This is a genomic window from Pseudoduganella sp. GCM10020061 (assembly GCF_042683405.1).
Taxonomy (GTDB): domain Bacteria; phylum Pseudomonadota; class Gammaproteobacteria; order Burkholderiales; family Burkholderiaceae_D; genus Telluria.
The window spans coordinates 195,880-221,168 of record NZ_JBHUJS010000010.1 but is presented as its reverse complement, the minus strand read 5'-3'; the positions used below and the strand labels follow the sequence as shown (position 1 = coordinate 221,168).

At 64.8% G+C, this 25,289-nt stretch carries 23 protein-coding genes; 6 read left to right on the top strand and 17 right to left on the bottom strand.

The features are described from left to right. The first annotated feature begins 17 nt into the window (after positions 1–17). From zapD to ACFSQR_RS14095, 3 genes are all read left to right on the top strand, one after another. On the top strand, positions 18–773 hold the full coding sequence (gene zapD, locus ACFSQR_RS14105; RefSeq protein WP_377730529.1) for a cell division protein ZapD: 756 nt from the start codon (positions 18–20) through the stop codon (positions 771–773). 1 nt (position 774) lies between these two features. Continuing rightward, complete coding sequence (yacG, locus tag ACFSQR_RS14100) at positions 775–951, top strand: DNA gyrase inhibitor YacG (protein ID WP_377730528.1); 177 nt, start codon at positions 775–777, stop codon at positions 949–951. Positions 952–1,081: 130 nt separating this feature from the next. Continuing rightward, positions 1,082–1,627: a transposase gene (locus ACFSQR_RS14095; protein ID WP_377730526.1), complete on the top strand. Its 546-nt coding sequence runs from the start codon at positions 1,082–1,084 to the stop codon at positions 1,625–1,627. Between the two features lie 62 nt (positions 1,628–1,689). On the opposite strand, the gene ACFSQR_RS14090 is transcribed toward ACFSQR_RS14095, so the two are convergent. From ACFSQR_RS14090 to argJ, 3 genes are read right to left on the bottom strand one after another with little or no spacing between them, the layout of a single operon-like run. Beyond that, positions 1,690–2,985 (bottom strand): D-amino acid dehydrogenase, encoded by a 1,296-nt coding sequence (locus ACFSQR_RS14090; RefSeq protein ID WP_377730525.1) that lies wholly within the window; start codon positions 2,983–2,985, stop codon positions 1,690–1,692. A 9-nt stretch (positions 2,986–2,994) separates the two neighbouring features. Then, positions 2,995–3,420, bottom strand: coding sequence for an NUDIX domain-containing protein (locus ACFSQR_RS14085; protein WP_377730524.1), 426 nt, complete (start codon positions 3,418–3,420; stop codon positions 2,995–2,997). A gap of 59 nt (positions 3,421–3,479) precedes the next feature. Further along, the gene (gene argJ / locus ACFSQR_RS14080; protein WP_377730523.1) at positions 3,480–4,706 is read right to left on the bottom strand and encodes a bifunctional glutamate N-acetyltransferase/amino-acid acetyltransferase ArgJ; all 1,227 of its coding nucleotides are present in this window, start codon (positions 4,704–4,706) and stop codon (positions 3,480–3,482) included. 166 nt (positions 4,707–4,872) lie between these two features. On the opposite strand from argJ, the gene ACFSQR_RS14075 reads away from it, so the two are divergent. Further along, a complete protein-coding gene (locus tag ACFSQR_RS14075; protein WP_377730522.1) occupies positions 4,873–6,237 on the top strand; it encodes a DUF945 family protein in 1,365 nt (454 codons plus the stop codon). Between the two features lie 95 nt (positions 6,238–6,332). On the opposite strand, the gene ACFSQR_RS14070 is transcribed toward ACFSQR_RS14075, so the two are convergent. Further along, positions 6,333–7,415 (bottom strand): alpha/beta hydrolase, encoded by a 1,083-nt coding sequence (locus ACFSQR_RS14070; RefSeq protein WP_377730521.1) that lies wholly within the window; start codon positions 7,413–7,415, stop codon positions 6,333–6,335. Positions 7,416–7,491: 76 nt separating this feature from the next. On the opposite strand from ACFSQR_RS14070, the gene ACFSQR_RS14065 reads away from it, so the two are divergent. Then, a complete protein-coding gene (locus ACFSQR_RS14065) occupies positions 7,492–8,196 on the top strand; it encodes a hypothetical protein (RefSeq protein ID WP_377730520.1) in 705 nt (234 codons plus the stop codon). Positions 8,197–8,289: 93 nt separating this feature from the next. Here the strand turns inward: ACFSQR_RS14065 and secA are convergent, their stop codons facing one another. After that, complete coding sequence (gene secA, locus ACFSQR_RS14060; RefSeq protein WP_377730519.1) at positions 8,290–11,052, bottom strand: preprotein translocase subunit SecA; 2,763 nt, start codon at positions 11,050–11,052, stop codon at positions 8,290–8,292. 218 nt (positions 11,053–11,270) lie between these two features. On the opposite strand from secA, the gene ACFSQR_RS14055 reads away from it, so the two are divergent. Further along, positions 11,271–11,768 (top strand): DciA family protein, encoded by a 498-nt coding sequence (locus tag ACFSQR_RS14055; RefSeq protein ID WP_377730518.1) that lies wholly within the window; start codon positions 11,271–11,273, stop codon positions 11,766–11,768. Positions 11,769–11,789: 21 nt separating this feature from the next. Here the strand turns inward: ACFSQR_RS14055 and lpxC are convergent, their stop codons facing one another. From lpxC to mraY, 12 genes are all read right to left on the bottom strand, one after another. Further along, the gene (lpxC, locus tag ACFSQR_RS14050; protein WP_377730517.1) at positions 11,790–12,725 is read right to left on the bottom strand and encodes a UDP-3-O-acyl-N-acetylglucosamine deacetylase; all 936 of its coding nucleotides are present in this window, start codon (positions 12,723–12,725) and stop codon (positions 11,790–11,792) included. A gap of 50 nt (positions 12,726–12,775) precedes the next feature. Further along, a complete protein-coding gene (locus ACFSQR_RS14045) occupies positions 12,776–13,666 on the bottom strand; it encodes a DMT family transporter (RefSeq protein WP_377730515.1) in 891 nt (296 codons plus the stop codon). A 103-nt stretch (positions 13,667–13,769) separates the two neighbouring features. Continuing rightward, on the bottom strand, positions 13,770–14,276 hold the full coding sequence (locus ACFSQR_RS14040; protein ID WP_377730514.1) for a peroxiredoxin: 507 nt from the start codon (positions 14,274–14,276) through the stop codon (positions 13,770–13,772). Positions 14,277–14,553: 277 nt separating this feature from the next. Next, positions 14,554–15,747: a cell division protein FtsZ gene (gene ftsZ, locus ACFSQR_RS14035; protein WP_377730512.1), complete on the bottom strand. Its 1,194-nt coding sequence runs from the start codon at positions 15,745–15,747 to the stop codon at positions 14,554–14,556. 149 nt (positions 15,748–15,896) lie between these two features. Beyond that, the gene (gene ftsA, locus ACFSQR_RS14030) at positions 15,897–17,129 is read right to left on the bottom strand and encodes a cell division protein FtsA (protein WP_377730511.1); all 1,233 of its coding nucleotides are present in this window, start codon (positions 17,127–17,129) and stop codon (positions 15,897–15,899) included. Positions 17,130–17,144: 15 nt separating this feature from the next. Beyond that, the gene (locus ACFSQR_RS14025; RefSeq protein ID WP_377730510.1) at positions 17,145–17,969 is read right to left on the bottom strand and encodes a cell division protein FtsQ/DivIB; all 825 of its coding nucleotides are present in this window, start codon (positions 17,967–17,969) and stop codon (positions 17,145–17,147) included. Between the two features lie 13 nt (positions 17,970–17,982). After that, on the bottom strand, positions 17,983–18,942 hold the full coding sequence (locus ACFSQR_RS14020; protein ID WP_377730509.1) for a D-alanine--D-alanine ligase: 960 nt from the start codon (positions 18,940–18,942) through the stop codon (positions 17,983–17,985). A 2-nt stretch (positions 18,943–18,944) separates the two neighbouring features. After that, positions 18,945–20,336 carry a UDP-N-acetylmuramate--L-alanine ligase gene (murC, locus tag ACFSQR_RS14015; protein WP_377730508.1) on the bottom strand — a complete coding sequence of 464 codons (1,392 nt, stop codon included), beginning with the start codon at positions 20,334–20,336 and terminating at the stop codon, positions 18,945–18,947. Next, entirely contained in the window at positions 20,333–21,415 is a 1,083-nt protein-coding gene (murG, locus tag ACFSQR_RS14010; protein WP_377730507.1) for an undecaprenyldiphospho-muramoylpentapeptide beta-N-acetylglucosaminyltransferase, read from the bottom strand. The genes murC and murG overlap by 4 nt, the downstream gene beginning before the upstream one ends. Next, the gene (gene ftsW, locus ACFSQR_RS14005) at positions 21,412–22,623 is read right to left on the bottom strand and encodes a putative lipid II flippase FtsW (RefSeq protein ID WP_377730506.1); all 1,212 of its coding nucleotides are present in this window, start codon (positions 22,621–22,623) and stop codon (positions 21,412–21,414) included. The genes murG and ftsW overlap by 4 nt, the downstream gene beginning before the upstream one ends. Beyond that, positions 22,623–24,119, bottom strand: coding sequence for a UDP-N-acetylmuramoyl-L-alanine--D-glutamate ligase (gene murD / locus ACFSQR_RS14000; protein WP_377730505.1), 1,497 nt, complete (start codon positions 24,117–24,119; stop codon positions 22,623–22,625). The genes ftsW and murD overlap by 1 nt, the downstream gene beginning before the upstream one ends. Further along, entirely contained in the window at positions 24,120–25,289 is a 1,170-nt protein-coding gene (gene mraY, locus ACFSQR_RS13995; protein ID WP_377730504.1) for a phospho-N-acetylmuramoyl-pentapeptide-transferase, read from the bottom strand. It abuts the gene before it with no gap.

The following is a 25,289-nucleotide window of genomic DNA, read 5'->3' as shown; positions in this document are numbered from 1 at the left end:
TTTAAAGGGATGTCACCTTGATCGTCTACGAATACCCTTTCAACGAGCGGATTCGCACGTTGTTGCGGCTGGAAGACCTGTACGACAAGTTCAAGTTCTTCGTCAATCAAGAACATCCGATGCAGCACCACGTCGCCCTGTCGACCATCTTCGACATGCTCGAAGTGGCCGGGCGGGCCGACCTCAAATCCGACCTCCTGCAGGAACTGGAGCGCCAGAAGCAAAGCCTGCTGTCCTACCGCAGCAACCCGAACGTCGCCTCCGACATGCTCGACGCCGTGCTGCGCGAACTGGAGCAGGTGAGCGCCAACCTCGTCGCCGCCCAGGGCAAGACCGGCCAGAACGTGCGCGACAACGAATGGCTGATGAGCATCCGGGGGCGCACCATCATCCCTGGCGGCGCCTGCGAATTCGACCTCCCGTCATATCACGCGTGGCAGCGGCGCAGCGCCGCGCAACGCCACAACGACATCATGGGCTGGTTCGCGCCGCTCTCGCCGCTGTTCGAAGCGCTCAGCCTCGTGCTGCGCCTGCTGCGCGACAGTGGCGGGCCGGTCAAGCTGATCGCCATCGCCGGCTCCTACCAGCAAATGCTGCAGGGGAAGGTGTACCAGATGCTGCGCCTGTCGCTGGACGAATCGCTGGGCGCCATTCCCGAAATCTCGGCCAACAAATACATGCTCTGGGTACGCTTCACCACCCAAGGCGGCGACCTCAAACCGAAGCCGCTGGAAGAAGACATCCCGTTCGAGCTGACCCTCTGTAATTTCTAGCATGGCCACTGTCAACTGCCCGACCTGCGGCGCCAAAGTCGAATGGACCGAGGCCAACAAATTCCGTCCCTTCTGCTCCGAGCGCTGCAAGCAAATCGACCTGGGCGCCTGGGCCGAAGAAAAGTACGTCATCCCCGGCAAAGCCCCCGAAGAGCCGCTCGACCCCGACCTCGAGTAACCCCGTTTGATCTAGCTCAACCCCGGGGTCAGGCCTGCCCCTCAGGAGGTGCCTGACCCCGAGGTTGTTAGCGGAACCGACGGTGACGGCCGCGGTCCAACTCATCAATCACTACGACTGAGGAGTTGCCATGGCTCGCAAACCACGCATTCAATATGAGGGCGCGCTGTACCACGTCTGCTCGCGCGGAGACCGGCAGGAGCCGATCTTCGAAGAGGACGATGACAGGTATGTGTTTCTCGAATTGCTGGGCAAAGCGGCGGCGAAGTACGACCTGCTGTTTCTCGCCTACTGCCTGATGGGGAACCACTACCACTTGATCCTGCAGACGCGGCTCGCCAACCTTTCCGCCGCCATGCAGTTCATCAACGGGGTGTACACCCAGCGCTATAACAAGCGTCACAGCACGTGCGGACACGTGTTCCAGGGCCGCTTTTTCGCCAGCCTGGTTCAGGTGCAGCCCTACATGACCGAAGTCTGCCGCTACGTCGAACTCAATCCGGTACGGGCCAGGCTGGTCCAGGATCCGCACGAGTGGAAATGGAGCAGCTACCGGGCGCACATCGGGCTGGACGAGCGCCCGTCGTGGCTCGCGTTCACGCTATCGGATGACGGAACCCCTGTGGAGAAGCTGCAGGCGGACCACACCGAGATCATTGACGGCGCAAAACCCTAGGTAGCGGAAAACGATACCGGGGTCAGGCACCGCCCGTGGGGAGTGCCTGACCCCGGGGGTGGTTACGGGGTGATGCCGGCGGGGATGTGGAGCGGACGGCGGTTGGCGCTGTAGCGGTCCATGAACAGCCCTTCGAGGCTGATCGCGGGCTGGCGTCCGCAGATGAGGTCGGACAGCATCTGCGCGGAGCCGCACGCCATCGTCCAGCCAAGTGTGCCGTGGCCGGTGTTCAGGTGCAGGTTGCGGTACGGGGTCGGCCCCACGACGGGCGTGCCGTCCGGGGTCATCGGGCGGAGGCCGCACCAGAATTCGGCGCGCGTGACGTCGCCGCCACCCGGGAACATGTCGGTGACGGAGTGCACCAAGGTGTCGCGGCGCGCTTCGCGCAGGGTGAGGTCGTAGCCGGACAGTTCGGCGGTGCCGCCCACGCGGATGCGGTCGCCCAGGCGGGTGATCGCGACTTTGTAGGTCTCGTCCATGACGGTCGATTCGGGCGCGCCCGAGGCGTCGACGATCGGCACGGTGATGGAGTAGCCCTTGACCGGATACACGGGAATCTTGATGCCCAGGTCGCGCAGCATCAGCGGGGAGTAGCTGCCCAGCGCCAGCACGTAGCTGTCGGCGCTCAGCTGGCCTTCGCTGGTGACGACGCCGGTGATGCGGTCGCCCTCGTACGCGAGGCGTTCGATCCGGACGTTCTGCTTGAAGGTGACGCCCAGGCCTTCAGCCATCTTCGCGAGATTCTGGGTGAACTTGAAGCAGTCGCCGGTCTCGTCGCCCGGCAGGCGCAGGCCGCCGACGATCTTGTCGCGCACGCGCGCCAGCGCAGGCTCGGCGCCGACGCAACCGGCCGGATCGAGCACTTCGTACGGGACGCCGTATTCCTTCAGGACGTCGATGTCGCCCTGCGCGCCGTCGAGCTGCGCCTGGGTGCGGAACACCTGCAGCGTGCCCTGGGTGCGCTCGTCGTACTGGATGCCGGTGTCGGCGCGCAGCTGGATCAGGCAGTCGCGCGAATATTCGGCCAGCCGCACCATGCGCCCCTTGTTGCGCTGGTAGCTGGCGAGGTTGCAGTTGGCGAGCATCTGCAGCATCCAGCGCCACTGCGCCGGGTCGAGCTGCGGGCGCACGACCAGCGGGCTATGCTTCATGAGCAGCCATTTGACGGCTTTCGCCGGCACGCCCGGGCCGGCCCACGGCGACGCATAGCCGGGGGAGATTTCGCCGGCGTTGGCGAAACTGGTCTCGAGGCCGGCGCCCGGCTGGCGGTCGATGACGGTGACTTCATGCCCGGCTTTGGCCAGGTAGTATGCGGTGGTGGTGCCAATGACGCCACTGCCTAGTACGATGATCTTCACAGCTGTCCTTCAGGTGTTTTGGTGTGCGGCTTCGGCCCGTCTTACGTCGAGCCATTCTAGTAATGGGATGGTGGCCGGCAGCAGCGGTTCGACCTCCACCGCGCCCTGCCACGCAAAGGCCTGCCCTTCCAGGCTTTGCGGTTCGCCACGCCAGTCGTGGCTGATGAAGAAGTGCAGCCGCACGTGCGCGTGTTCGTACACGTGCTCGATGCCGCACCATTCGGTGGCGCTGATGATGTCGACGCCCAGCTCTTCGAGGAACTCGCGCTTGAGCGCGTGTTCGATCGATTCGCCCTGTTCGACTTTACCGCCCGGGAATTCCCAGTAGCCGGCGTACGGCTTGCCCGCCGGCCGCTGGCCGAGCAGGATGTCGCCGTGCGCGTTGACCAGGATGCCGACTGCGACGTCGATGGGACGTGCGGCCTGTTCAGCCATGCGCTGGCCTGCCCGTTGGCGGAAATGACATCGAATACTTCATCGGTACTGCGATCGAATCAGGAACGGTAGTCGGCGTTGATGGAGACGTAGTCGTGCGACAGGTCGCAGGTCCACACGGTGGCGCTCTGGTCGCCGCGCGCCAGTACCACGCGCACGGTGATTTCGCTCTGCTGCATTACGCGCTGGCCATCCGCTTCCTGGTACTCGGGATTGCGGCCGCCATGCTTGGCCACCCATACGTCGTCCAGGTACAGGTTGATCTTGCTGACATCGAGGTCGTCGATGCCGGCGTAGCCGACCGCGGCCAGGATGCGGCCCAGGTTCGGGTCGGACGCGAAGAACGCGGTCTTGACCAGCGGCGAGTGCGCGATCGCATACGCGACCTTGCGGCATTCCTCGACCGTCGCGCCCTCTTCCACCGTGATGGTCATGAACTTGGTGGCGCCTTCGCCGTCGCGGATGATCAGCTGGGCGAGGTGGCGCGACAGGTCGGTCACGGCGTCGCGCAGTTCGATGTATTCCTGCGTGTCGGTGGAGGTGACTTCCAGCGCGCCGGCGCCGGTGGCGATCAGCATGAACGAGTCGTTGGTCGAGGTGTCGCCGTCGATGGTGATGGCATTGAACGAATGGTCGGCGGCATGGCGCACGATCTGCTCGAGCACTGGCTGCGCGACCTTGGCGTCGAACGCGAGGTAGCCCAGCATGGTCGCCATGTTCGGCTTGATCATGCCGGCGCCCTTGCTGATGCCGGTCATGGTCACGGCATGCCCGCCGATGGTGACGGTGCGCGACGCGGCCTTCGGCAGCGTGTCGGTAGTCATGATCGCTTCGGCGGCGTTGAACCAGTTGTCGGCCTTGAGGTCGGCGATCGCGGCCGGCAGCGCGGCGACGATCTTATCGACCGGCAGCGGCTCGAGGATCACGCCCGTCGAAAACGGCAGGATCTGTTCCGGCGCGCAGTCGAGCAGGCCGGCCAGCGCGGCGCACGATTCCTGGGCGCGCGCGAGGCCCTGCTCGCCGGTGCCGGCGTTGGCATTGCCGGTGTTGACCAACAGCGCGCGGATGTGGGCGCCCGAGGCCAAATTGGATTTGCTGATCTGGACCGGCGCTGCGCAGAAGCGGTTCTTGGTGAAGACCCCCGCCACGGTGGCCGTCTGGGCCAGCTTCATGACCAGGACATCCTTGCGGTTTGGCTTTTTGATGCCGCCTTCGGCATATCCGAGTTCGATACCGGCGACTGGTTTCAGGTCGGCGGGGACAATCTGTGGGAAGTTGACGGCCATGGCGAATTCTTATGTTGATCCGGGAAGCCGCTATTGTACCGCCATAGAGGACGGGCGTGCCGCCGCAGGAGCCCCCGGATGCGTCAAATCGTCGACCATTTTTTGGTGACTTTTGGTCATTGGCAGGCGACAATGCTATCTCTTCTGTCACGTATAACTTCCTGTCATGTCCAAGACCTTTACCTTGCGCGCCACCGCAGCAGCGGCGCTGCTGTTTGCGACCCATGCGCTCGCAGAACCGGCGCCGGCGCCGGCACCGGCCACCCCTCCTCCTGCCATCGCGGCCGCGCCAGCGCCCGCCCCCAAGGACACGGTGCTCGACGAGGCGCTCCAGGCGCTTACCTCCGAATTGAACCGCGCCTTCCCGTGGCGCGGCAACATGGTCAAGTCGCTGGACGATTTCGCAAGCTTTCGCGTGACGCCGCGCAGCAGCGAAAAGCTCATGAAGCTGTTCGGCACTGACCAGCCGGTGGTGGTGAAGCGCACCGCCACCACGACTACGCAGCTGACCTACGACATGTCGCTCCAGGCGCTGGAGTACACGATGGCAGACGGCGGCGTGATGTCGTGGGCGCCGTTCACCGGCACCATCCGCACCGACCCGGCGGGCAAGCGATATACCGCGGACGCAACATGGCCGTTCATGAAAGTCGCCGACAAGGACATGACCCTCCTGCTGTCCGGCATGAGCGGAACGGCCCGGATGCGGCGCGGAGTGGAGAGCATATGGTTCGGCGCGATGGATTTCGGCCTCAAGTCGCTATCGGTGACCGGACCTGCGTCGTTCGCGATGGACGACACCAGTGGCGCCTTCACGATGTCGGAACGGGGCAAGCTGATCGACATCCGTTATGCGCTGGAGACGAAGTCGATCAAGGTGGGTGGCGAGGAGGCCGGATCGTATGACCTGGCCGGCCGCATCCTCGGCCTGCCTGCCAGCGCCATGGCAGCATTGCTGGACGCACAGGTTCGCCTCGACAGCATCGAGGATCCAAAGCTGAAGATGCAGGAGACGCTCAAGGAATTCAAGCGCCTTGCGCCCCGCTTCGCTGCAGCCGGCGGCGCGATGCACATCGATCGCCTGGGCATGACGTACAAGGGACAGACGGCGACGCTGAAGGGCCAGCTGACCTTCATCCCGATGAAAAATGTCTCCGCGGCGTCCAGGATGGAGATCCTCAAGCACCTGAACGGCAAGTTCACGCTGCGCATCCCTGTCGCGATGATGACGGAGATCGCGCGCTCCATCGCCAGCGCGGACCTGGCCAGGAAGAAGCCGGGCGAGCCGGTCGACGAGGCCGCGCTAGCCGAGGCGGCCAATAACGTGCGCGACGCGCTGATCGGCAAGGCGGTCGGATCGGGCTTTGCCGCGCTGGAGAAGGACCACCTGGTCTCCACGATCGTGCTGCGCAACGGGAAGCTGACTGCCAACGGCAAGCCGGTCAACCTGCCGGCGCCGCGACAGCAGGACAAGGCGCCTGCGCAAGCGGCGGCGCATCCGCCGCGCGAAATGACGGTCGCCGCGAAATAAGGCGCTCGCGTCTCCTGGCGCACAGGGAAAGGGCAGGCCGCAAGGCCTGCCCTTTTCCTTTCCGTCGTCCCGGCGGACCCGGGCCTCCGCGGCGCTTACTTCACCAGGGACAGGATGCGCGACTTGAGGATGCGGTACTGCGCATCGACCATCGGCGGGTTCGGATCGTGCCCCACCATCGGCACCAGGAAGAATTCCTTCTGCGGCGCCTTGATCGCGTCGAAGTACGTGCGCGCCACTTCCGGCACCGTCACCAGGTCTTCGGCGCCCTGCACGAGGAACACGGGCATCGGGAAGTCGTGACCAAGCTTGTTGATGTCCAGCGTGGCCTGCATGCCGTTGCCCTTGATGCCGACGAACTGCAGCCACGAGAAATCCTCGCCATTGGTGTAGTCGGCCTGCGCCTGCCTGGTGGCGTACGCCCCGCCATGCTCGAACCAGGTGGCTGGAGCCGGCGTGGTGGCCTTCGCCTCATACATGCGGGTGGCACGGCGCAGCATGCCCGGCGCGCGCGGGTTGGTCCACGGCGGCTCGCCCAGTCCCTCGAGCATGGACACCGTCTTCTGGTCACCTGCCGCACGCGCCAGGCCAAGCGTCTTGCGGTAGCTCCACGCGTCATTCTCGCTGCGCTTGACCAGTTGGCCGGTGCCCAGGTAGGCCGCGAACAGGTCCGGCCGCGTCTTCGCGATGTGCACGCCGAGCGCCGAGCCCCACGAGCCGCCGACCAGGATGAGCTTCTTCTTGTTCAGGTAGTTCGCTGCCCACTGTGCGACTTCGGCGCCGTCGTTGGCCATGCCTTCGATGGTCAGCAGCTGCGCGGTCGTCTCCGGATCGACCGGGTTGCGCGCATAGGTCCGGCCCGCCCCGCGCTGGTCCCACTGGACGATGGTGAACTCCTTTTCCCAGGCGCGGTATGGCGAATTGCTGAAAGGCGTGGACGGGTTGCCAGGTCCGCCGTGCACCCACAGGATCACCGGGTTGGCGCAGTCTTCGCCGCGCACCACGACCCATTGTTCGATGCCGCCGATGCGTACATAGCCTTCCTGGCTCAGCTTCCGCTCACCTGCCCCGCACTGGATCGGCGCGGCGCCGATCGGCTTTGCATCGGCTTGCGCGGTGCCGGCGGAGGCATTCAGAGAGCACGCGGCGACAAGGAGCGCCAGGACCTGCATACGCATAGTAGATATTCCAGATGAATTAGTAGTCTTCCAATGTATCATGCGCGTGCCCTCGCCAGCCAAGACACTCGACCGCATGAAGATACTCATCGCCTGCTTTTCCCGCACCGGCCACACCGCGCGCCTGGCCGCGGTCCTGTCCGACCGGCTGGCCGCACGCGGCCACGAGCTGGCGTTCGAAGCCATCACGCCCCACGAGCGGCCCAGCCGCTGGCGCCTGGTGCCGCCCCTGTGGCCAGCAATTCCGCTGCTGCCGCTGATCCTGTGGGCTCCACCATTCCGCAACTGGTGGTTCAAGCGCTACCCGCAGCCCGAACAGGCGCTGGCGCCGCTGGCGTGGCCGGATGCGTCAGGCTTCGATGCCGTGTGCGTGGGCGGCCCCAAGTGGCTGTACATCGCGTATCCGGTGGCGCGCTACCTGAACACCGTTCAAGGCCTGGCGGGAAAGCCGGTCGCGTCGTTCGCGACCTTCTGCGGTCCGCCGCTGGATGTGTTCGAGATGCAGATGCTGTTCACGCCGATCCGCCATCGCATCGCGGCGCGCGAAGCGCGGCACGCGGGCAGCCTGGCGGTGTCGAGCGGCTTCCACGAGTTCTTCTTCTTTAACGAGATGGAGTACCTGTTCCGGGCGATCAGCCGGATGGTGTTCGGACGCTCCTTGTCCAGCTTCGGGATAGGCAGCGCATGGGCGGAGGCGCAGATCGAGCGCTTTTGCGATGAGCTGGAAGCGGCACATGGGACGGAGACCGTCCCCACCAGGGGACCGTCCCCCGATCTTTAATCCGCGCAGGCGTAGTGCATGCCAAAGAGGAGCGCTCACCAATAAAAAAGGGCAGACCAACGGTCTGCCCTTCTTGTTTGCGCTACGCAGCGATTACGACAGCTTGCCGTGGCACTGCTTGAACTTCTTGCCGCTGCCGCAAGGGCATGGGTCGTTGCGACCGACCTTGTAGCCGAACGGCAGTTCCTCGGCAGCCATGCCCGCAGGCGCGGCGGTCGGCGCCAGCAGGTCTTCCGGCGCGGCTTCTGGATTGAAGTCGGCGTGCTGGTAGTTGATGTTTTCGACTGCCGGCGCGTGCATTGCCGCTTCCGCCTGCTCGATCTCCTCACGGGTCTGGATACGCACGGTCATGATGGTGCGGATCACTTCGTTCTTGATCATGTCGAGCATCTGGGCGAACAGTTCGAACGCTTCGCGCTTGTATTCCTGCTTCGGGTTCTTCTGCGCGTAGCCGCGCAGGTGGATGCCCTGGCGCAGGTGGTCCAGCGCCGCGAGGTGTTCGCGCCAGTGGGTGTCCACGCTTTGCAGCATGACGTTGCGCTCGAAGCCGCCGAACGATTCCTTGCCGACCAGGGTGACCTTGGCGTTGTACGACGCGTCGGCAGCTTCCAGCACTTTCTCGAGGATGTCGTCGTCGTTCAGGCTGTGGTCCTTCTCCAGCTCGAGCGCGAGGTTGACCGGCAGGCTCCAGTCGTTCAGCAGCGCCTGCTCCAGGCCCTTGATGTCCCACTGCTCTTCCACCGATTCGGCCGGCACGAAGCTGCGCACCACGTCGGTGAACACGCCATGGCGCAGCGATGCGATCATCTCGGAGATGTCGGTCGCCTCGAGCAGTTCGTTACGCTGGGTGTAGATCACCTTGCGCTGGTCGTTGGCGACGTCGTCGTATTCGAGCAGCTGCTTGCGGATGTCGAAGTTGCGGGCCTCGACCTTGCGCTGCGCCGATTCGATCGAACGCGTGACGATGCCCGCTTCGATCGGTTCGCCTTCCGGCATCTTCAGGCGTTCCATGATCGCGCGCACGCGGTCGCCGGCGAAGATGCGCAGGAGCGGATCGTCCAGCGACAGGTAGAAGCGCGATGAGCCCGGGTCGCCCTGGCGGCCGGCACGGCCACGCAGCTGGTTGTCGACGCGGCGCGATTCGTGGCGTTCGGTGCCGATGATGTGCAGGCCGCCTTGCGCGACCACGTGATCGTGCAGCGACTGCCATTCGTCGCGCAGCTTCTGTGCCTGGGACGCCTTGTCGGCATCCGACAGCTCGGCGTTCGCTTCGATGAACTGGATCTGCTTTTCGACGTTACCGCCCAGGACGATGTCGGTACCGCGGCCGGCCATGTTGGTCGCGATGGTGATCATCTTCGGACGGCCCGCCTGCGCGATGATTTCCGCTTCGCGGGCGTGCTGCTTCGCGTTCAGGACGTTGTGTTCGAGGCCCGCCTTTTTCAGGATCCCGGACAGCAGTTCGGAATTCTCGATCGAGGTGGTACCCACCAGCACCGGCTGGCCGCGCTCGAAGCAGTCGCGGATGTCGTTCAGCATGGCCTGGTATTTTTCCTGGGCCGACTTGTACACCTGGTCCTGGCGGTCCTTGCGCTGCGAAGGACGGTTCGGCGGAATCACGACGGTTTCGAGGCCGTAGATCTCCTGGAATTCATATGCCTCGGTGTCGGCGGTACCGGTCATGCCGGACAGCTTGCTGTACATGCGGAAGTAGTTCTGGAACGTGATCGACGCGAGGGTCTGGTTCTCGTTCTGGATCTTCACGCCTTCCTTGGCTTCGACTGCCTGGTGCAGGCCTTCGGACCAGCGGCGGCCGGTCATCAGGCGGCCGGTGAATTCGTCGACGATGACCACTTCGCCGTTCTGCACCACGTAGTGCTGGTCCTTGTGGTACAGCGCATGCGCGCGCAGGGCGGCATAGAGGTGGTGGATCAGCGAGATGTTGGCCGCGTCGTACAGCGATGCGCCTTCCGGCAGCAGGCCCATTTTGGTCAGGATCTCTTCGGCGTGCTCGTGGCCGGACTCGGTCAGCAGCACGGTGTGCGCCTTCTCGTCCTTGGTGTAGTCGCCCGGGACTTCGATCTTGCCCTTGCCGTCCGGGGTGACTTCGCCGATCTGCTGGGTCAGCAGCTTCGGCACTTCGTTGATCTTGTAATAGAGGTCGGTGTGGTTCTCGGCCTGGCCGGAGATGATCAGCGGGGTGCGCGCTTCGTCGATCAGGATCGAGTCCACTTCGTCGACGACCGCGAACGACAGGCCGCGCTGCACGCGCTCGCGCGCGTCGTAGACCATGTTGTCGCGCAGGTAGTCGAAGCCGAATTCGTTGTTGGTGCCGTAGGTGATGTCGGAGGCGTAGGCCTGCTGCTTGACGTCGTGCGGCATCTGGGACAGGTTGACGCCGGTGGTCAGGCCCAGCCAGCCGTACAGGCGGCCCATCCATTCGGCGTCGCGCTGCGCCAGGTAGTCGTTGACGGTGATGACGTGCACGCCATTGCCCGACAGTGCGTTCAGGTAGGCCGGCAGCGTGGCCATCAGCGTCTTGCCCTCGCCCGTGCCCATCTCGGCGATCTTGCCGCTGTGGAGGACCATGCCGCCGATCAGCTGCACGTCGAAGTGGCGCATCTTGAGCACGCGGCGCGCGGCTTCGCGGCACACGGCGAATGCTTCCGCCAGGATGTCGTCCAGCGTTTCGCCCTTGGTCAGGCGCTCTTTGAATTCAGGGGTTTTTGCCTGCAGCTCGGCGTCGGTCAGCTTCTCGATCTGTGGCTCGAGCGCATTGATCTCGCTAACTTTTTTTCGATATTGCTTGAGCAGCCGCTGGTTGCGGCTACCGAAAATCTTGGTCAGGAATGACATGCTATTTTGTTTTAAATAAATTGCGCTGCTAAAAAGCCTGATGATATCAAAATTACAACCATCATCGGCCGACTGTGGCAAAGGGCTGTGATTTTATCACGCACCGCAAGCTCAATTGGAGACGATATAACGGATTGCAAGTATTGCTCAGCAGGATCGTTGCGCCTTGACGGGTTAACAATGGTAGAGGCAGGCACAGCTGTGCTATCGTTCGGCGCATGCACACTGCTGATCCACATCAACGTCCCTTCCATATTTTTGGCACCAAAAAGCGCCAGACTTCCTTCGGGGCGACCCACTTCCTGCGTGCGAACGACCGGCTGGCGTCCCTGATGCCGGCGGCGAGCCGCATGGCCAGCCTGCAGGCCGACGTCGCCAAGACGCTGCCGCTGATCGCCGGCAGCTGCGGGGTGCTGTCGTTCGAGGAAGGGGTGCTGGTGCTGGGGGCGCCGAATGCGGCGGTCGCGGCGCGGCTGAAGCAGCAGGTGCCGACCCTGACGGCGGCGCTGCAAAAGCGCGGCTGGACGGTGAACAGCATCCGGCTGAAGGTGCAGGTGACGCAGCCGATCGCGCCGCAGTACGTGCCGCGCCAGCTTTCGATGCCCGATTCGGCGGTGGACGCCTTTAAACAGCTAGGACAGGAGCTGGAACAGTCGGGCGCGAATGCGGACCTGGTCGCAGCCCTGAACCGCCTCGCCGCGCGGCGAGGCAAATAAGCGTAACCGCCCCTACTGCTATCAGGTGTACGACCACTCGCGCGTCATCTGGCGCGAGTAGGATTCCGGGGCGTCTTCCAGGCGGTCGAACGACACGATCTCGTATGAACCGGGCTGCTCCAGCATCGCGCGCAGCAGGTCGTTGTTCAGCGCGTGCCCCGACTTGTGGGCGGTATAGCTGGCCAGCAGCGGATGCCCCACCATGTACAAATCACCAATCGCATCGAGGATCTTGTGGCGCACGAATTCGTCCTCGTAGCGCAGCGGGTCGGAATTCAGGATGCGGTATTCGTCCATCACGATCGCGTTCTCGAGCGAGCCGCCGCGCGCCAGGCCGAGGCCGCGCAGGCTTTCCACGTCCTGCATGAAGCCGAAGGTGCGCGCGCGCGCCACATCGTGCACGTAGGTGATGTCGCCAAAGTCCACCGAGGCGCGCTGCATGGTGCCGTCCACTGCCGGGTGGTTGAATTCGATGAAGAAGTCGAGCTTGAAGCCGTTGTGCGGTGACAGGCGCGCCCACTTCTCGTGATTGCCGGTGCCCTGGCGCACTTCGATATCCTTCAGGACGCGGATGAATTTCTTCGGCGCGGCCTGCTCCTGCACGCCCGCCTGCTGCAGCAGGAACACGAACGACGATGCGGAACCATCCATGATCGGGATTTCTTCGGCGCTGACGTCGATGATCATGTTGTCAATGCCGAGGCCCGCGCAGGCCGACATCAGGTGCTCGACGGTCGACACGCGCGCCTTGTCCTTCACCAGCACGGACGCCATGCGCGTCTCGCCGACGATGCCGGCACTTGCAGGGAATTCAACGATCGGATCGAGGTCGACGCGGCGGAAGGTGATGCCGCTGTCCGGCGCCGCAGGGCGCAGCGTCAGCTCTACCTTGGTACCCGAGTGCAGGCCGACGCCGGTGGTGCGCACCAGCTGTTTGATGGTTCTCTGTTTAAGCATCGTTCGATTATATCGAACTTGGGTGGGGGCCGCAGGCAGGCCCCCGGTGTCTAGGGATGCTCGCTTTCCGCGTGCACCTTCTCGTGGCGGATCAAATAGATGCCGCTGGCGATGATGATCGCGGCGCCGAGCATGGTGTACCCGTCCGGCAGCACCTGCCACAGGGCAAAGTCGATGGCGACGCCCCAGGCCAGCGCGGTGTACTCGAACGGCGCGACGGCCGATGCGTGGCCGTGGCTGAACGCTTCGGTAATCGCCAGCTGGCCGAAGAAGCCCGATACCGCCAGCGCCACCAGCAGCCAGGCGTGCTGCACGCCGATCGCCTTCCAGCTGGGCAGCGCGAGCGCGGTGGCGCCGATCGCCATCATGCACATCAGCCAGAACACCATGTGCTCGCTGCGTTCGGTGCGCGCCAGGATGCGGCCGGCGATCGCGGAGATCGCGTAGCCCAGCGCGGAGCCGAGGATGGCCAGGCCGCCCAGGGTCAGGAAGCCCTCGCCGCTCGGGCGCAGGGCAATGACGACGCCGACCAGTCCCACGACAATCGCGATCCAGCGCCGGGCATCAACCTGTTCGCCAAGGATGAGGACCGAGAGCGCGGTCACCATCGCAGGGGCGACGAAGAAGATGGTGTACGCCTGGGCCAGTGAGAGCGACTTGAGGCCGTAGGCAAAGAAGAACAGCATCGAAATGCCGACCGCCGCGCGCAGCAGGTGCAGTGAATAGCGGATGCGGAAGATGCCGCCGAAGGCGCCGCGCCACAGCAGGTACAGGCACACCAGCGGCAGCGACGCGAGCGAACGCAGTGCCGCGACCTGGATCGCCGGCAGGGTTTCGGCCAGCATCTTCATCACGGTGTCCATCAACGCGAACATCACGACCGCGATCATCATCGCGTAGATGGCGTAGAGGTTGCCTTTGTCGGCGCGGCGGGCTGTCATACGTGTGCCTTGTAAATGAAAAATGGGGACAGACCCCATTTCGAAAATGGGGTCTGTCCCCATTTTCGAACGCGTTCGCGGGGATGACGGCAGCGGACCGGGCTTAGGCGAGCTGCTTGAGCATCGTCTCGGCGTTCGACACTTCGAACGCGCCGCCCTGCTCTACGTTGAGCTGCTTGACCACGCCGTCTTCCACCAGCATCGAGTAGCGCTGCGAACGCGTGCCCATGCCGTACTTGGAGAAGTCGGCGTCCAGGCCCAGCGCCTTGCTGAACGCGCCGTTACCGTCGGCCATCATGCGCACGATGCCGGTCGCCTTCTGGTCGCGGCCCCATGCGCCCATCACGAACGCGTCGTTGACCGAGATGCACCAGATTTCGTCGATGCCCTTGGCCTTCAGCTCTTCCGCCTTGGCCACGTAGCCTGGCACGTGCTGCGCCGAGCAGGTCGGGGTGTAGGCGCCTGGCAGGCCGAAGATGGCGATCTTCTTGCCCTTGACCAGGTCCGAGACATTGAACGTGTTCGGGCCGAGCGTGCAGCCTTCGGTTTCGGTCTCGATGTACTCGGCCAGTTGGCCTTCCGGCAGGCGTTCGCCGATCTTGATGGTCATGGAGGATCTCCTTCAGGTGTTATTGACAAAACGCCAGTATGCCTGATGCGCGGAGTTCCTGCAGGATGAGGCCAGAAACGCTCAGTTAGCGCAAGATCGGCCACGATGGCCCGGATTGGGCTCCGCATGGCCCGGATCCCGCAAGATGCGTAAAGATGCGTACAGAAGACTAAAGATGAGCACAGATCGGCGCGGTTCGGGCTATCCGCTTCCTCCAGGCGAAAAAAAGCCGGCGCGCGCATCACGCGCTGCCGGCCAAAACTACGGGGAGAATGCTTTAGTCGGCTTGCTTGCGCAGGAAGGCCGGAATGTCGTAGGTCTCCATGCCGTTCTTCTGCATCGCGAGCACCTGCTCGGATGCCTGCTCACGGCGCCATACTGCCGGCTGCTTCAGGCCTTCTGCATGGCCGACGCCCGATGCGAAGCCGCCCAGGCCTGCGCCGCGGTTGGCCATCACAGGCTGGTTGTCGGTACCGGTGCGCAGCATCGGCATCGGCGGCTGGACCAGCTGCATGTTCTTCTTCGCCTTGCCCAGGCCAGTCGCGACCACGGTCACGCGGATCTCGTCGCCCATGTTGTCGTCGTACGCGATGCCCTGCGCGATCGACGCGTCCGGCGCCGCGAACGCGCGCACTGCCGCCATGACTTCCTTGATCTCCTTGCCCTTCAGGCCACGGCTTGCGGTCACGTTGACCAGCACGCCGCGCGCGCCCGACAGGTCGACGCCGTCCAGCAGCGGCGAGGCCACCGCCTGCTCGGCCGCGATGCGCGCACGGTCCACGCCCGACGCGGTCGCGGTGCCCATCATCGCCTTGCCCTGCTCGCCCATGATGGTCTTGACGTCGTTGAAGTCGACGTTAATGTGGCCCGGCACGTTGATGATCTCGGCGATACCTGCCACCGCGTTGTTCAGGACGTCGTCGGCGTGCTTCATCCAGTCGATCATCGATTCGTCTTCGTAGATCTCTTCCAGCTTCTCGTTCAGGATGATGATCAGCGAATCGACGTGGCGCGACAGCTCTTCCAGCCCCGACTCGGCGATGTCCATGCACTTCTGGCCTTCGTACGAGAACGGCTTGGACACGACCGCCACGGTCAGCGCGCCCTGCTCCTTCGCCACTTCCGCGACGATCGGGGCAGCGCCGGTGCCGGTGCCGCCGCCCATGCCGGCCGCGATGAAGACCATGTGCGCGCCGCGCAGCGAGTCTTCGATGCGTGCACGCGATTCTTCGGCCAGCTGGCGGCCGACTTCCGGCTTCATGCCTGCGCCCAGGCCGGTCTCGCCGATCTGGATCACGTTGTGTGCCGAAGACATGGCCAGCGCCTGCGCGTCCGTGTTCGCTGCAATGAACTCAACGCCGGAAACGCCCTTGTTGATCATGTGCTGAACCGCATTGCCACCGGCTCCACCGACGCCGACGACCTTGATGACGGTACCGAGTGCTGCGTTATCGACCATATCAAACTCCATGATGAACTCCTAAATATCAAAGTGCCGTTTCCAAGCGCCAGGGCTCACACTCAGGTATGAAACCTGGAGGTTGAAAACTGCGGGTTGTCTCAAAAATGTTGTGCTTGTACTGCTGTTCTTTTTACTGCCGATTCAAATCCACGTACCGCTTAAAAATTCCCCAGGAACCATTCCTTCATACGCTGCCACACCGCCTTTACCGAGCCATCCTGCCGCGTCACGATGTGGCCCCGCAAATACTGTTTCTTCGCCTCTTCCAGCAGTCCGAGCACGGTGGCGTAGCGGGGGCTGCGCACCACGTCGGCCAGCTGGCCGCGATAGTCCGGCGTACCCAGGCGCGCCGGCTTCAGGAAGATGTCTTCCGCCATTTCGACCATGCCCGGCATGATCGAGGTGCCGCCGGTCAGCACGATGCCCGACGAGAGCACGCCCTCGTAGCCGGACTCGCGCACCACCTGGTGCACCATCGCGAACAGTTCTTCGACGCGCGGCTCGATCACGGCGGCCAGCGCCTGGCGCGACAGGTTGCGCGGGCCGCGGTCGCCCAGGCCCGGCACTTCCAGGTGCTCGCCCGGATCGGCCAGCACCTGCTTGGCCACGCCGTAGCGCATCTTGATTTCTTCGGCTTCGCCGGTCGGCGTGCGCAGCGCCATCGCGATGTCGTTGGTGATCTGGTCGCCGGCGATCGGGATCACGGCGGTATGGCGGATCGCGCCGTCCGAGAACACGGCGATGTCGGTGGTGCCGCCGCCGATGTCGATCAGGACCACGCCCAGTTCCTTCTCGTCGTCGGTCAGGACAGCGTCGGCGGACGCCATCGGCTGCAGGATCAGGTCCGACACTTCCAGGCCGCAGCGGCGCACGCACTTGACGATGTTCTGGACCGCCGACACCGCGCCGGTGACGATGTGGACGCGCACTTCCAGGCGGATGCCGCTCATGCCGATCGGCTCGCGCACGTCTTCCTGGTTGTCGACGATGAATTCCTGCGGCACCGTGTGCAGCAGCTGCTGGTCGGTCGGGATGTTGACCGCCTTGGCCGTCTCGATCACGCGCGCCACGTCGGTCGCGGTGACTTCCTTGTCCTTGATGGCCACCATGCCGCTCGAATTGAAGCTGCGGATATGGCTGCCCGCAATGCCCGCGTACACGTTGCGGATTTTGCAGTCGGCCATGAGCTCCGCTTCTTCGAGCGCGCGCTGGATCGATTCGACCGTCGCTTCGATGTTGACGACAACGCCCTTCTTCAGCCCCCTCGACTCGTGCTGTCCGAGGCCGATGACTTCGTGGCGGCCATCGGCCATCACTTCCGCCACCACGGCAACCACTTTGGAGGTGCCGATGTCGAGGCCGACGATCAGGTTTTTCGCGTCTTTTGTCATGTTGCTGTCGCCTACTTATGTGTTCTTGGTGGTTGTGTTATTGAGTTGCTGCTTCTTTGCCGCCTCGATCGCCCTGCGCGCCTTCGCCCAGTCGACCAGCTTCAGGTTCGCTGCCGACAGCGTCAGCCCGTTCGGGTAGCGCATGTCGATGTTGGCGATGTGCGGCACGCTCTGCGACAGGCGCGGATACACATCGACCAGGCGCTGCGCGCGCACGCGCAGGGTGTTCGAATCCTGCTCGCGGCCCAGCGACACGGTCATGCCGTTATCGAACTTCACGGTCCATGCGTAGCGATTCGACAGGTCCAGCGATTGCAGCGCCAGTCCCAGCGGCTTGAACCATCCCGACAGGTCCGAATAGCGCGCCATCACTTCCTTTTCGGTGCCGGCCGGGCCCGAGAACGCCGGCAGCGCGTGGTCTTCGTCGGCCTCGGCCAGGTTGGCGGTGAACACATCGCCCTTGACCGACAGCAGGCGGCCATCCTCGCCCCAGGTGCCGAGCGCCTCGTGCTCTTCGAGCGAGACGATCAGCTGGTTCGGCCATTCGCGGCGCACCGCCGCGCGGCGCACCCAGGGCACCGACTCGAAACTGGTGCGCACCTTTTCCAGGTCCGTCGTGAAGAAATTTCCCTGGAAGCGGCCCACCGCGCCCTCGCGCAGGGTCAGGTAGTTCACGTTCTTCAGGTCGCGCTCCGCAGCCATGCTTTCGACACGGATGGTACGCAGCGTGAACACCGGCAGCTGCGACAGCCACCACACGGCGCCCGCGACGCACGCGAGCACCGTCAGCGCGAAGATGCCGCTGGCGGTTGCGTTGAGCGTGCGTGCGTCATGCCACATGGTGTCTTCTTCCTTACGCTTTCAGTTTCAGGCTGGCCGAGCGCACGATCTGCACGCACAGCTCTTCGTACGAGATGCCGACCGCATTCGCGGCCATCGGCACCAGCGAGTGGCTGGTCATGCCCGGGGAGGTGTTCGCCTCGATCAGGAACGGCTTGTTGTCCGCTGCGCGCAGCATGAAGTCGATGCGGCCCCAGCCTTCGCAATCGAGCGCGCGGTAGGCTTCCACGGCGATGCGCTGCATCTCGGCGGTGGTGGCCGCATCCAGCTGCGCCGGGCAGAAGTACTGGGTCACGTCGGTGAAGTACTTGTTCTGGTAGTCGTAGTTGCCTTCCGGCGCCACGATCTCGATCACCGGCAGCGCGCGCGCGTCCTTGCCCTTGCCGAGGATGGCGACGGTGAACTCGCGGCCGGTGACGAATTCCTCGGCCAGCACCGGGTCGTCGTACTTGAATGCGGTGTCGAACGCGCCCTGCACTTCCGCGTCGGACGCGACCTTGGTGATGCCGATGGTCGAGCCTTCGTGCGGCGGCTTGACGATCATCGGGATGCCGACCTGCTGCGCCACCTGCGCCAGGTCGGCGCCGCTGGCGACAGTCGCGTATTTCGGCGTCGGAAGGCCGTGCATCAGCCAGATCATCTTGGTGTAGATTTTGTCCATCGCGATCGCGCATGCCATCACGCCGCTGCCGGTATAGGGAATGCCCATCTGCTCGAGCGCGCCCTGCAGGCTGCCGTCCTCGCCGTAGCGGCCGTGCAGCGCGATGAACACGCGGTCGAACTTCTGCGCGGCGAGGTCCGCCAGCGATTGCGTGCCCGGATCGAACGCGTGCGCATCGACGCCCTGGCTCTGCAGGGCTTTCAGCACGCCGGTGCCGGACATGATGGAGACGTCGCGCTCTGCCGAACGTCCGCCGAACAGGACGCCGACCTTGCCCAGCGCCTGTGCTTCTGAAGTGGAAAGTACGCTCACGATTAGGCCTTCTGGAAATTGGTCAGTTGCTGGGGAACGCCGGAGATGGACCCTGCGCCCATCGTCAGCACCACGTCGCCGTCGCGCACGATGCTCATGATCGTCTGCGGCATGTCGGCAACGGCTTCAACAAAAATCGGTTCGATGCGGCCCGCCACGCGCAGCGCGTGCGCCAGCGCACGGCCGTCGGCGGCGACGATGCGCTGTTCCCCGGCCGGATACACCTCGCCCAGCACCAGTACGTCCGGATGGGACAGGACCTTCACGAAGTCCTCGAACAGGTCGCGGGTACGGGAATAGCGATGCGGCTGGAAGGCCAGCACCAGGCGGCGGCCCGGATAGGCGGCGCGCGCGGCCGCCAGCGTGACTTCGGTCTCGATCGGGTGGTGGCCGAAATCGTCAACCAGGGTGAAGCTGCCGCCGCCCGGGATCTCAATTTCGCCGTAGCGGGTGAAGCGGCGGCCCACGCCGGTGAATTCGGCCAGGCCCTGCTGGGTCGCGCTGTCTTCGATGCCCAGTTCGCGCGCGATCGCGATCACCGAGCAGGCGTTCAGCACATTGTGCATGCCGGGCTGGTTCAGCACGAAACGGGTGTCCGGGTAGCCTTCCTGGCGCACCGAGAAGTGCATCTGGATGCCCTGCGCCTCGGCGTCGAACGCGCGCACCTGCGCATCGGCGGAAAAGCCGTAGGTGGTGACGGGCTTGGTCACATGCGGGATGATCGAGCGCACGTGCGGATCGTCGATGCACAGCATCGCGCGGCCGTAGAACGGCAGGCGGTGGGTGAAGTGGACGAACGCCATCTTGAGCTTCTCGAAATCGTGCTCGTAGGTCTCCATGTGATCGGCGTCGATGTTCGTAATCACCTCGATCATCGGCGCCAGGTTCAGGAAGGACGCATCCGATTCGTCCGCCTCTGCCACGATGTATTCGCCCGAACCCAGGCGCGCATTGGCGCCGGCGCTGTTCAGGCGTCCGCCGATGACAAAGGTCGGATCGAGTCCGCCGGCCGCCAGCACGGCCGCGGCCAGGCTGGTGGTGGTGGTCTTGCCGTGCGTGCCGGCGATCGCGATGCCGCGCTTCAGGCGCATCAGTTCGGCCAGCATCACCGCGCGCGGCACGATCGGAATGCTCCTGGCGCGCGCTGCGACTACTTCCGGATTGCCTTCGTTGACGGCGGTCGAGGTCACGACGGCGTCCGCCTCGCCGATATTGTCCGGCGCGTGGCCGCGCAACACCTTCACACCCAGGCTCTCCAGGCGCGCGGTGGCGGCGTTCGAGCCGAGGTCCGAACCGGTCACGGTATAGCCGAGGTTGTGCAGCACTTCGGCGATGCCGCTCATGCCGCTGCCGCCGATGCCGACGAAATGGATGTTCCTGACCTTGTGCTTCATTTGTGCTTTCCGGCTGCCAGCTGTTCAAGTACTGCGGCGATCGCGTCGTTCGCGTCACGCCGTCCCACGGTGTGTGCTGCCTGCGCCATCGCGCGGCACTGCTCGCGCGTGAGCGCCTGCAGCGTGCGCGCCAGGTCCTGCGCGTTCAATGCCTGCTGCGGCAGGTGGATCGCCGCCTTCTGCTGTTCCATCCACTGCGCGTTGTCGCGCTGGTGCGAGGTGGTCGAGGCGACGAACGGCACCAGGATGCTGGCCACGCCCGCAGCGGTCAGTTCGGACACGGTGATCGCGCCGGCGCGGCAGATCACGATGTCGGCCTGCTCGTAGCGCGCCGCCATGTTGTCGATGAAGTCGACCACTTCGGCCTGCACCCCTGCCTGCGCGTATGCGGCGCGCAGCGCATCGATATTCTTCTTGCCCGACTGGTGGGTCACCACCGGGCGCTCGCCGGCCGGGATCAGCGCCAGCGCCGCCGGCACCGCGTCATTGAGGGCTTTCGCGCCCAGGCTGCCGCCGACCACCAGCACGCGCAACGGGCCGCTGCGATTCTCGAAGCGGGTCTGCGGCGCTTCGATCGCCAGGATTTCGCCGCGCACCGGATTGCCGGTGACCTGCGCCTTGGCCGCCGCGCTGCCGAAATCGGCCGGGAAGCCGAACAGCACGCGCTGCGCGACCGGCGCCAGCGTCTTGTTCGACAGGAGCAGCGCCGCATCGGCATTGACCAATGCCAGCGGCACGCCGCGCAGGCGCGCCATCAGGCCGCCCGGCACGGTGACGTAGCCGCCCATGCCCAGCACGACATCGGGCTTGCGGCGCGCGAGATGCCCCAGGCAGGTGAAGAAGCTGCCGGCCAGCTTGAAGGCGCCCGACACGGTGTGGCCCAGGCCCTTGCCGCGCATGCCGGAGAATTCGATCGAATCGAGCGCGATGCCGGCGCGCGGCACCAGGTCCTGTTCCATGCCGTGCGCGGTGCCCAGCCAGGACACTTCCCAGCCGCGGCTCTTCATCGTCTGCGCGATCGCGATACCGGGGAAGATGTGGCCGCCGGTGCCGGCCGCCATGATCATCAGGCGCTTCATACCCGCCCTCCCTTCATCATGACGCGGTTCTCGTAGTCGATGCGCAGCAGGATCGCGAGGCCGATGCAGTTGACCACCACGCCGGTGCCGCCATAGCTCATCAAAGGCAGCGTCAGGCCCTTGGTCGGCAGCAGGCCCAGGTTCACGCCCATGTTGATGAAGGTCTGGATACCGATCCAGATGCCAATGCCTTTCGCGACCAGGCCGGCGAAGGTCTGGTCGAGCGCAATGGCCTGGCGTCCGATGTCGAATGCGCGCTTGACCAGCCAGTAGAACATCGCGATCACGACCAGCACGCCGGCCAGTCCAAGCTCCTCGCCGATCACGGCCATCAGGAAGTCGGTATGCGCTTCCGGCAGGTAGTGCAGCTTTTCCAGGCTGCCGCCCAGGCCCACGCCGGTGAACTCGCCGCGGCCGAACGCGATCAGCGAATGGGTCAGCTGGTAGGCCTTGTTCAGCGCATTGTCTTCCTGCCACGGGTCGAGATAGGCGAACAGGCGCTCGCGGCGGAACGGCGACAGCGCGATGATGGTGCTGAATGCCATCACCAGCACGCCGGCGATGCCGCCGAACCAGATCGCGTTGAAGCCGCCCAGGAACAGCACGCCCATCGCGATGCAGACGATCACGCCGGTGGCGCCGAGGTCCGGCTCCAGCAGCAGCAGCACGCCGACCAGGCCGACCGCGCCGGCCATCGGCGCGAAGCCCTTGGTCAGCTTGTGCATGAACTGCTGCTTGCGCACGGTGAAGTCGGCGGCGTACAGCACCATCACCACCTTCATCAGCTCGGACGGCTGCAGGTTGAACACGCGCAGGTTGAGCCAGCGGCGGCCGCCGTTGACGACTACGCCGATGCCCGGCACCAGCACAAGGACCAGCAGGACCAGCGTGCCGATGAACATGAACGGGGCGGTGCGCTGCAGCACGGCGACCGGAATGCGGAAGACGAAAGCGGCGGCAATGAACGCGATCGTGACGAAGATCGCCTGGCGCTTCAGGAAATACGCGTTCTCGTAGTTGGAGAACTTTGGCGAATCGGGCAGCGCGATCGACGCCGAGTACACCATCACCAGTCCGAGCAGCACCAGCAGCACGGTGACCCAGACCAGCGGCTGGTCGTATTCCATCATGCGCGACGGGCGCGCACGGCCGGCGGCCACCGCGTCGGCGGACGTGCCGGAGAACTTGAAGGGCAGCTGGAACGCCATCAGATGTCCTGCCCTTTTTCAAGTGCGATCTCGCGCACGGCGTCCACGAATACCTGCGCGCGGTGCGCGTAGTTGGTGAACATGTCCAGGCTGGCGCAAGCCGGCGACAGCAGCACGGCGTCGCCTGCGCGGGCCGCGTCGCGTGCGCGCGCCACCGCTTCCGGCAGGCTTGCGCAGTCCACCAGTTCGATGCCGGCACCGGCGAGCGCGGCGCGGATGGCAGGCGCGTCGCGGCCGATCAGCATGACTGCGCGCACGTAACGGCTGGCCGGCAGCGCGAGCGGCTCGAACGCCTGGCCCTTGCCGTCGCCCCCTGCAATCAGCACGATCTTCTGTTCCGTGCCGCCGAATGCCTTGCCCAGGCCGTTCAGCGCGGCGACGGTGGCGCCCACATTGGTGCCCTTGCTGTCGTCGTAATAGTCGACCGAGTCGATCGTCGCCACCAGCTCGACGCGGTGCGGCTCGCCCTTGTACTCGCGCAGGCCGTGCAGCAGCGGCGCCAGCGGCAAGTTGGCCGAGCGGCACAGGGCCAACGCGGCCAGCGCGTTCGATGCGTTATGGATGCCGCGGATTTGCAGCGCGTCCGCAGGCATCAGGCGTTGCAGCGTCACTTCCACCGGCTCCGCTGCGGCGTTCTTGCGGCGCTTCTTTTCGGTTTCTTCCGCGCCGACGGCCATCGCCAGCCACATCACGCCGCGCTCGTTCAGCAGGCCGAAGCACTCAGGCTCCGTGGGCTCGTCGGTGCCGAAGGTGATCACGCCCGGTGCGCCCGAACCCATGCGCATCACGACCGCATCGTCGCGGTTCAGCACGCGCACGGTGTCGGCGCCGAAGATGCGCGCCTTGTCGGCCGCGTAGGCGTCCATGTCGCCGTGCCAGTCCAGGTGGTCCTGCGTGATGTTCAGCACGGTGGCCGCGTCGGGGTTCAGGCTGTAGGTCGCATGCAGCTGGAAGCTGGACAGTTCCAGCACCCATGCCTGCGGCAGTTCGTTGTTGTCGAGCGCTTCGCGCAGCACGTCCAGAGCCGCCGGGCTGATATTGCCCGCCACGCGCGTGCTCAGGCCTGCGCGCTTGCACAGCAGGCCGGTCAGGCTGGTCACGGTGGTCTTGCCGTTGGTGCCGGTGATGGCGATGACCTTCGGCGCGTAGCCTTCGTTTTCCTTGAGCGATGCGAGCGCCTGCGCGAACAGTTCGATCTCGCCCCACACCGGGATGCCCTTTTCGCTGGCCGCCGGCGTGATCGCCGCCAGTTCTTTCGTTGGCATCAGGCCAGGGCTGACCGCGACGAAGTCGATTCCCTCGACCAGGCTGGCGGCGAACTCGCCACCGACAAACTCCGCAGAAGGCACCGCGGCCTGCAGTTCGGCCAGGCGCGCAGGCGCCTCGCGCGTATCGGCGATGCGCACGCGCGCGCCGCAGCGGGCGAGCCACTGCGCCATCGCGAGCCCGGATTCACCAAGCCCCAGTACCAGGACGTGTTTGCCTTCGTAGTTCATTTATCGCAGCTTCAGCGTGGACAGGCCAACCAGGATCAGCATCATGGTCACGATCCAGAAGCGGATCACGACCTGCGTTTCGTTCCAGCCCTTCTTCTCGAAATGGTGGTGCAGGGGCGCCATCAGGAACAGGCGGCGCCCTTCGCCGTAGCGTTTCTTGGTGAACTTGAACCAGCCCACCTGGAAGATCACGGAGAGGGTCTCGGCCACGAACACGCCGCCCATGATGAACAGGACGATTTCCTGGCGCACGATCACGGCGATGGTGCCGAGCGCGCCGCCGAGCGCCAGCGCGCCGACGTCGCCCATGAACACCTGTGCCGGGTGCGCGTTGTACCAGAGGAAGGCCAGGCCCGCGCCCGCCATCGCGCCGCAGAAGATCAGCAGCTCGCCGGCGCCCGGGATGTGCGGGATCAGCAGGTACTTCGAATACACCGCGCTACCGGTCAGGTAGGCGAACAGGCCGAGCGCGGAACCTACCATCACGGTCGGCATGATCGCCAGACCATCCAGGCCGTCGGTGAAGTTGACCGCGTTCGAGGTGCCGACGATCACGCAATACGTCAGCGCGATAAAGCCCCACACACCGAGCGGATAGCTGATGGTCTTGAAGAACGGGACGATCAGGTGCGCTTCCGGCGGCAGCGCCATCGAGAAGCCGGACTGGATCCAGGCCAGGATCAGCTGCGCCACCTTGCCCGGGGTCTCGGCCGAGACCGAGAACGCCAGGTAGAACGCCGCGAGCAGGCCGACCAGCGACATCCAGAAGTATTTTTCGGCCGAGCGCATGCCTTCCGGGTCCTTGTAGACCACCTTGCGGTAGTCGTCGACCCAGCCGACCGCGCCAAAGCCCAGCGTGACTACCAGCACCGGCCAGATCAGGCGGTTGGACAGGTCCATCCACAGCAGCGTGGATACGCCGATCGCGATCAGCACCAGCACGCCGCCCATGGTCGGGGTGCCGTGCTTCTTCAGGTGGGTCTCCATGCCGTAGGTACGGACGGCCTGGCCGACCTTCATCCGGGTCAGGTAGCGGATCACGGCCGGGCCTGCGAACAGGCCGATCAGCGTCGCCGTGATCGTCGACATCACCGCGCGGAAGGTGATGAAGTTGAAGACGCGGAGGAATCCGAAGTCGTCTTGCAAGTATTGTGCGAGCCAGTGCAGCAT

Excerpts from the sequence above, each read along its gene's own strand:
- ACFSQR_RS14025 (WP_377730510.1), bottom strand. The coding sequence starts at position 17,969 with ATGTGGCATGACGCACGCACGCTCAACGCAACCGCCAGCGGCATCTTC.
- ftsZ (WP_377730512.1), bottom strand. The coding sequence starts at position 15,747 with ATGGAGTTTGATATGGTCGATAACGCAGCACTCGGTACCGTCATCAAG.
- yacG (WP_377730528.1), top strand. The coding sequence starts at position 775 with ATGGCCACTGTCAACTGCCCGACCTGCGGCGCCAAAGTCGAATGGACC.
- ACFSQR_RS14055 (WP_377730518.1), top strand. The coding sequence starts at position 11,271 with ATGCACACTGCTGATCCACATCAACGTCCCTTCCATATTTTTGGCACC.
- ACFSQR_RS14075 (WP_377730522.1), top strand. The coding sequence starts at position 4,873 with ATGTCCAAGACCTTTACCTTGCGCGCCACCGCAGCAGCGGCGCTGCTG.
- lpxC (WP_377730517.1), bottom strand. The coding sequence starts at position 12,725 with ATGCTTAAACAGAGAACCATCAAACAGCTGGTGCGCACCACCGGCGTC.
- murC (WP_377730508.1), bottom strand. The coding sequence starts at position 20,336 with ATGAAGCACAAGGTCAGGAACATCCATTTCGTCGGCATCGGCGGCAGC.
- ACFSQR_RS14085 (WP_377730524.1), bottom strand. The coding sequence starts at position 3,420 with ATGGCTGAACAGGCCGCACGTCCCATCGACGTCGCAGTCGGCATCCTG.
- argJ (WP_377730523.1), bottom strand. The coding sequence starts at position 4,706 with ATGGCCGTCAACTTCCCACAGATTGTCCCCGCCGACCTGAAACCAGTC.
- ACFSQR_RS14040 (WP_377730514.1), bottom strand. The coding sequence starts at position 14,276 with ATGACCATCAAGATCGGCGAACGCCTGCCGGAAGGCCAACTGGCCGAG.
- secA (WP_377730519.1), bottom strand. The coding sequence starts at position 11,052 with ATGTCATTCCTGACCAAGATTTTCGGTAGCCGCAACCAGCGGCTGCTC.
- ftsW (WP_377730506.1), bottom strand. The coding sequence starts at position 22,623 with ATGGCGTTCCAGCTGCCCTTCAAGTTCTCCGGCACGTCCGCCGACGCG.
- mraY (WP_377730504.1), bottom strand. The coding sequence starts at position 25,289 with ATGCTGCACTGGCTCGCACAATACTTGCAAGACGACTTCGGATTCCTC.
- ftsA (WP_377730511.1), bottom strand. The coding sequence starts at position 17,129 with ATGACAAAAGACGCGAAAAACCTGATCGTCGGCCTCGACATCGGCACC.
- ACFSQR_RS14045 (WP_377730515.1), bottom strand. The coding sequence starts at position 13,666 with ATGACAGCCCGCCGCGCCGACAAAGGCAACCTCTACGCCATCTACGCG.
- ACFSQR_RS14095 (WP_377730526.1), top strand. The coding sequence starts at position 1,082 with ATGGCTCGCAAACCACGCATTCAATATGAGGGCGCGCTGTACCACGTC.
- murG (WP_377730507.1), bottom strand. The coding sequence starts at position 21,415 with ATGAAGCGCCTGATGATCATGGCGGCCGGCACCGGCGGCCACATCTTC.
- murD (WP_377730505.1), bottom strand. The coding sequence starts at position 24,119 with ATGAACTACGAAGGCAAACACGTCCTGGTACTGGGGCTTGGTGAATCC.
- ACFSQR_RS14070 (WP_377730521.1), bottom strand. The coding sequence starts at position 7,415 with ATGCGTATGCAGGTCCTGGCGCTCCTTGTCGCCGCGTGCTCTCTGAAT.
- ACFSQR_RS14065 (WP_377730520.1), top strand. The coding sequence starts at position 7,492 with ATGAAGATACTCATCGCCTGCTTTTCCCGCACCGGCCACACCGCGCGC.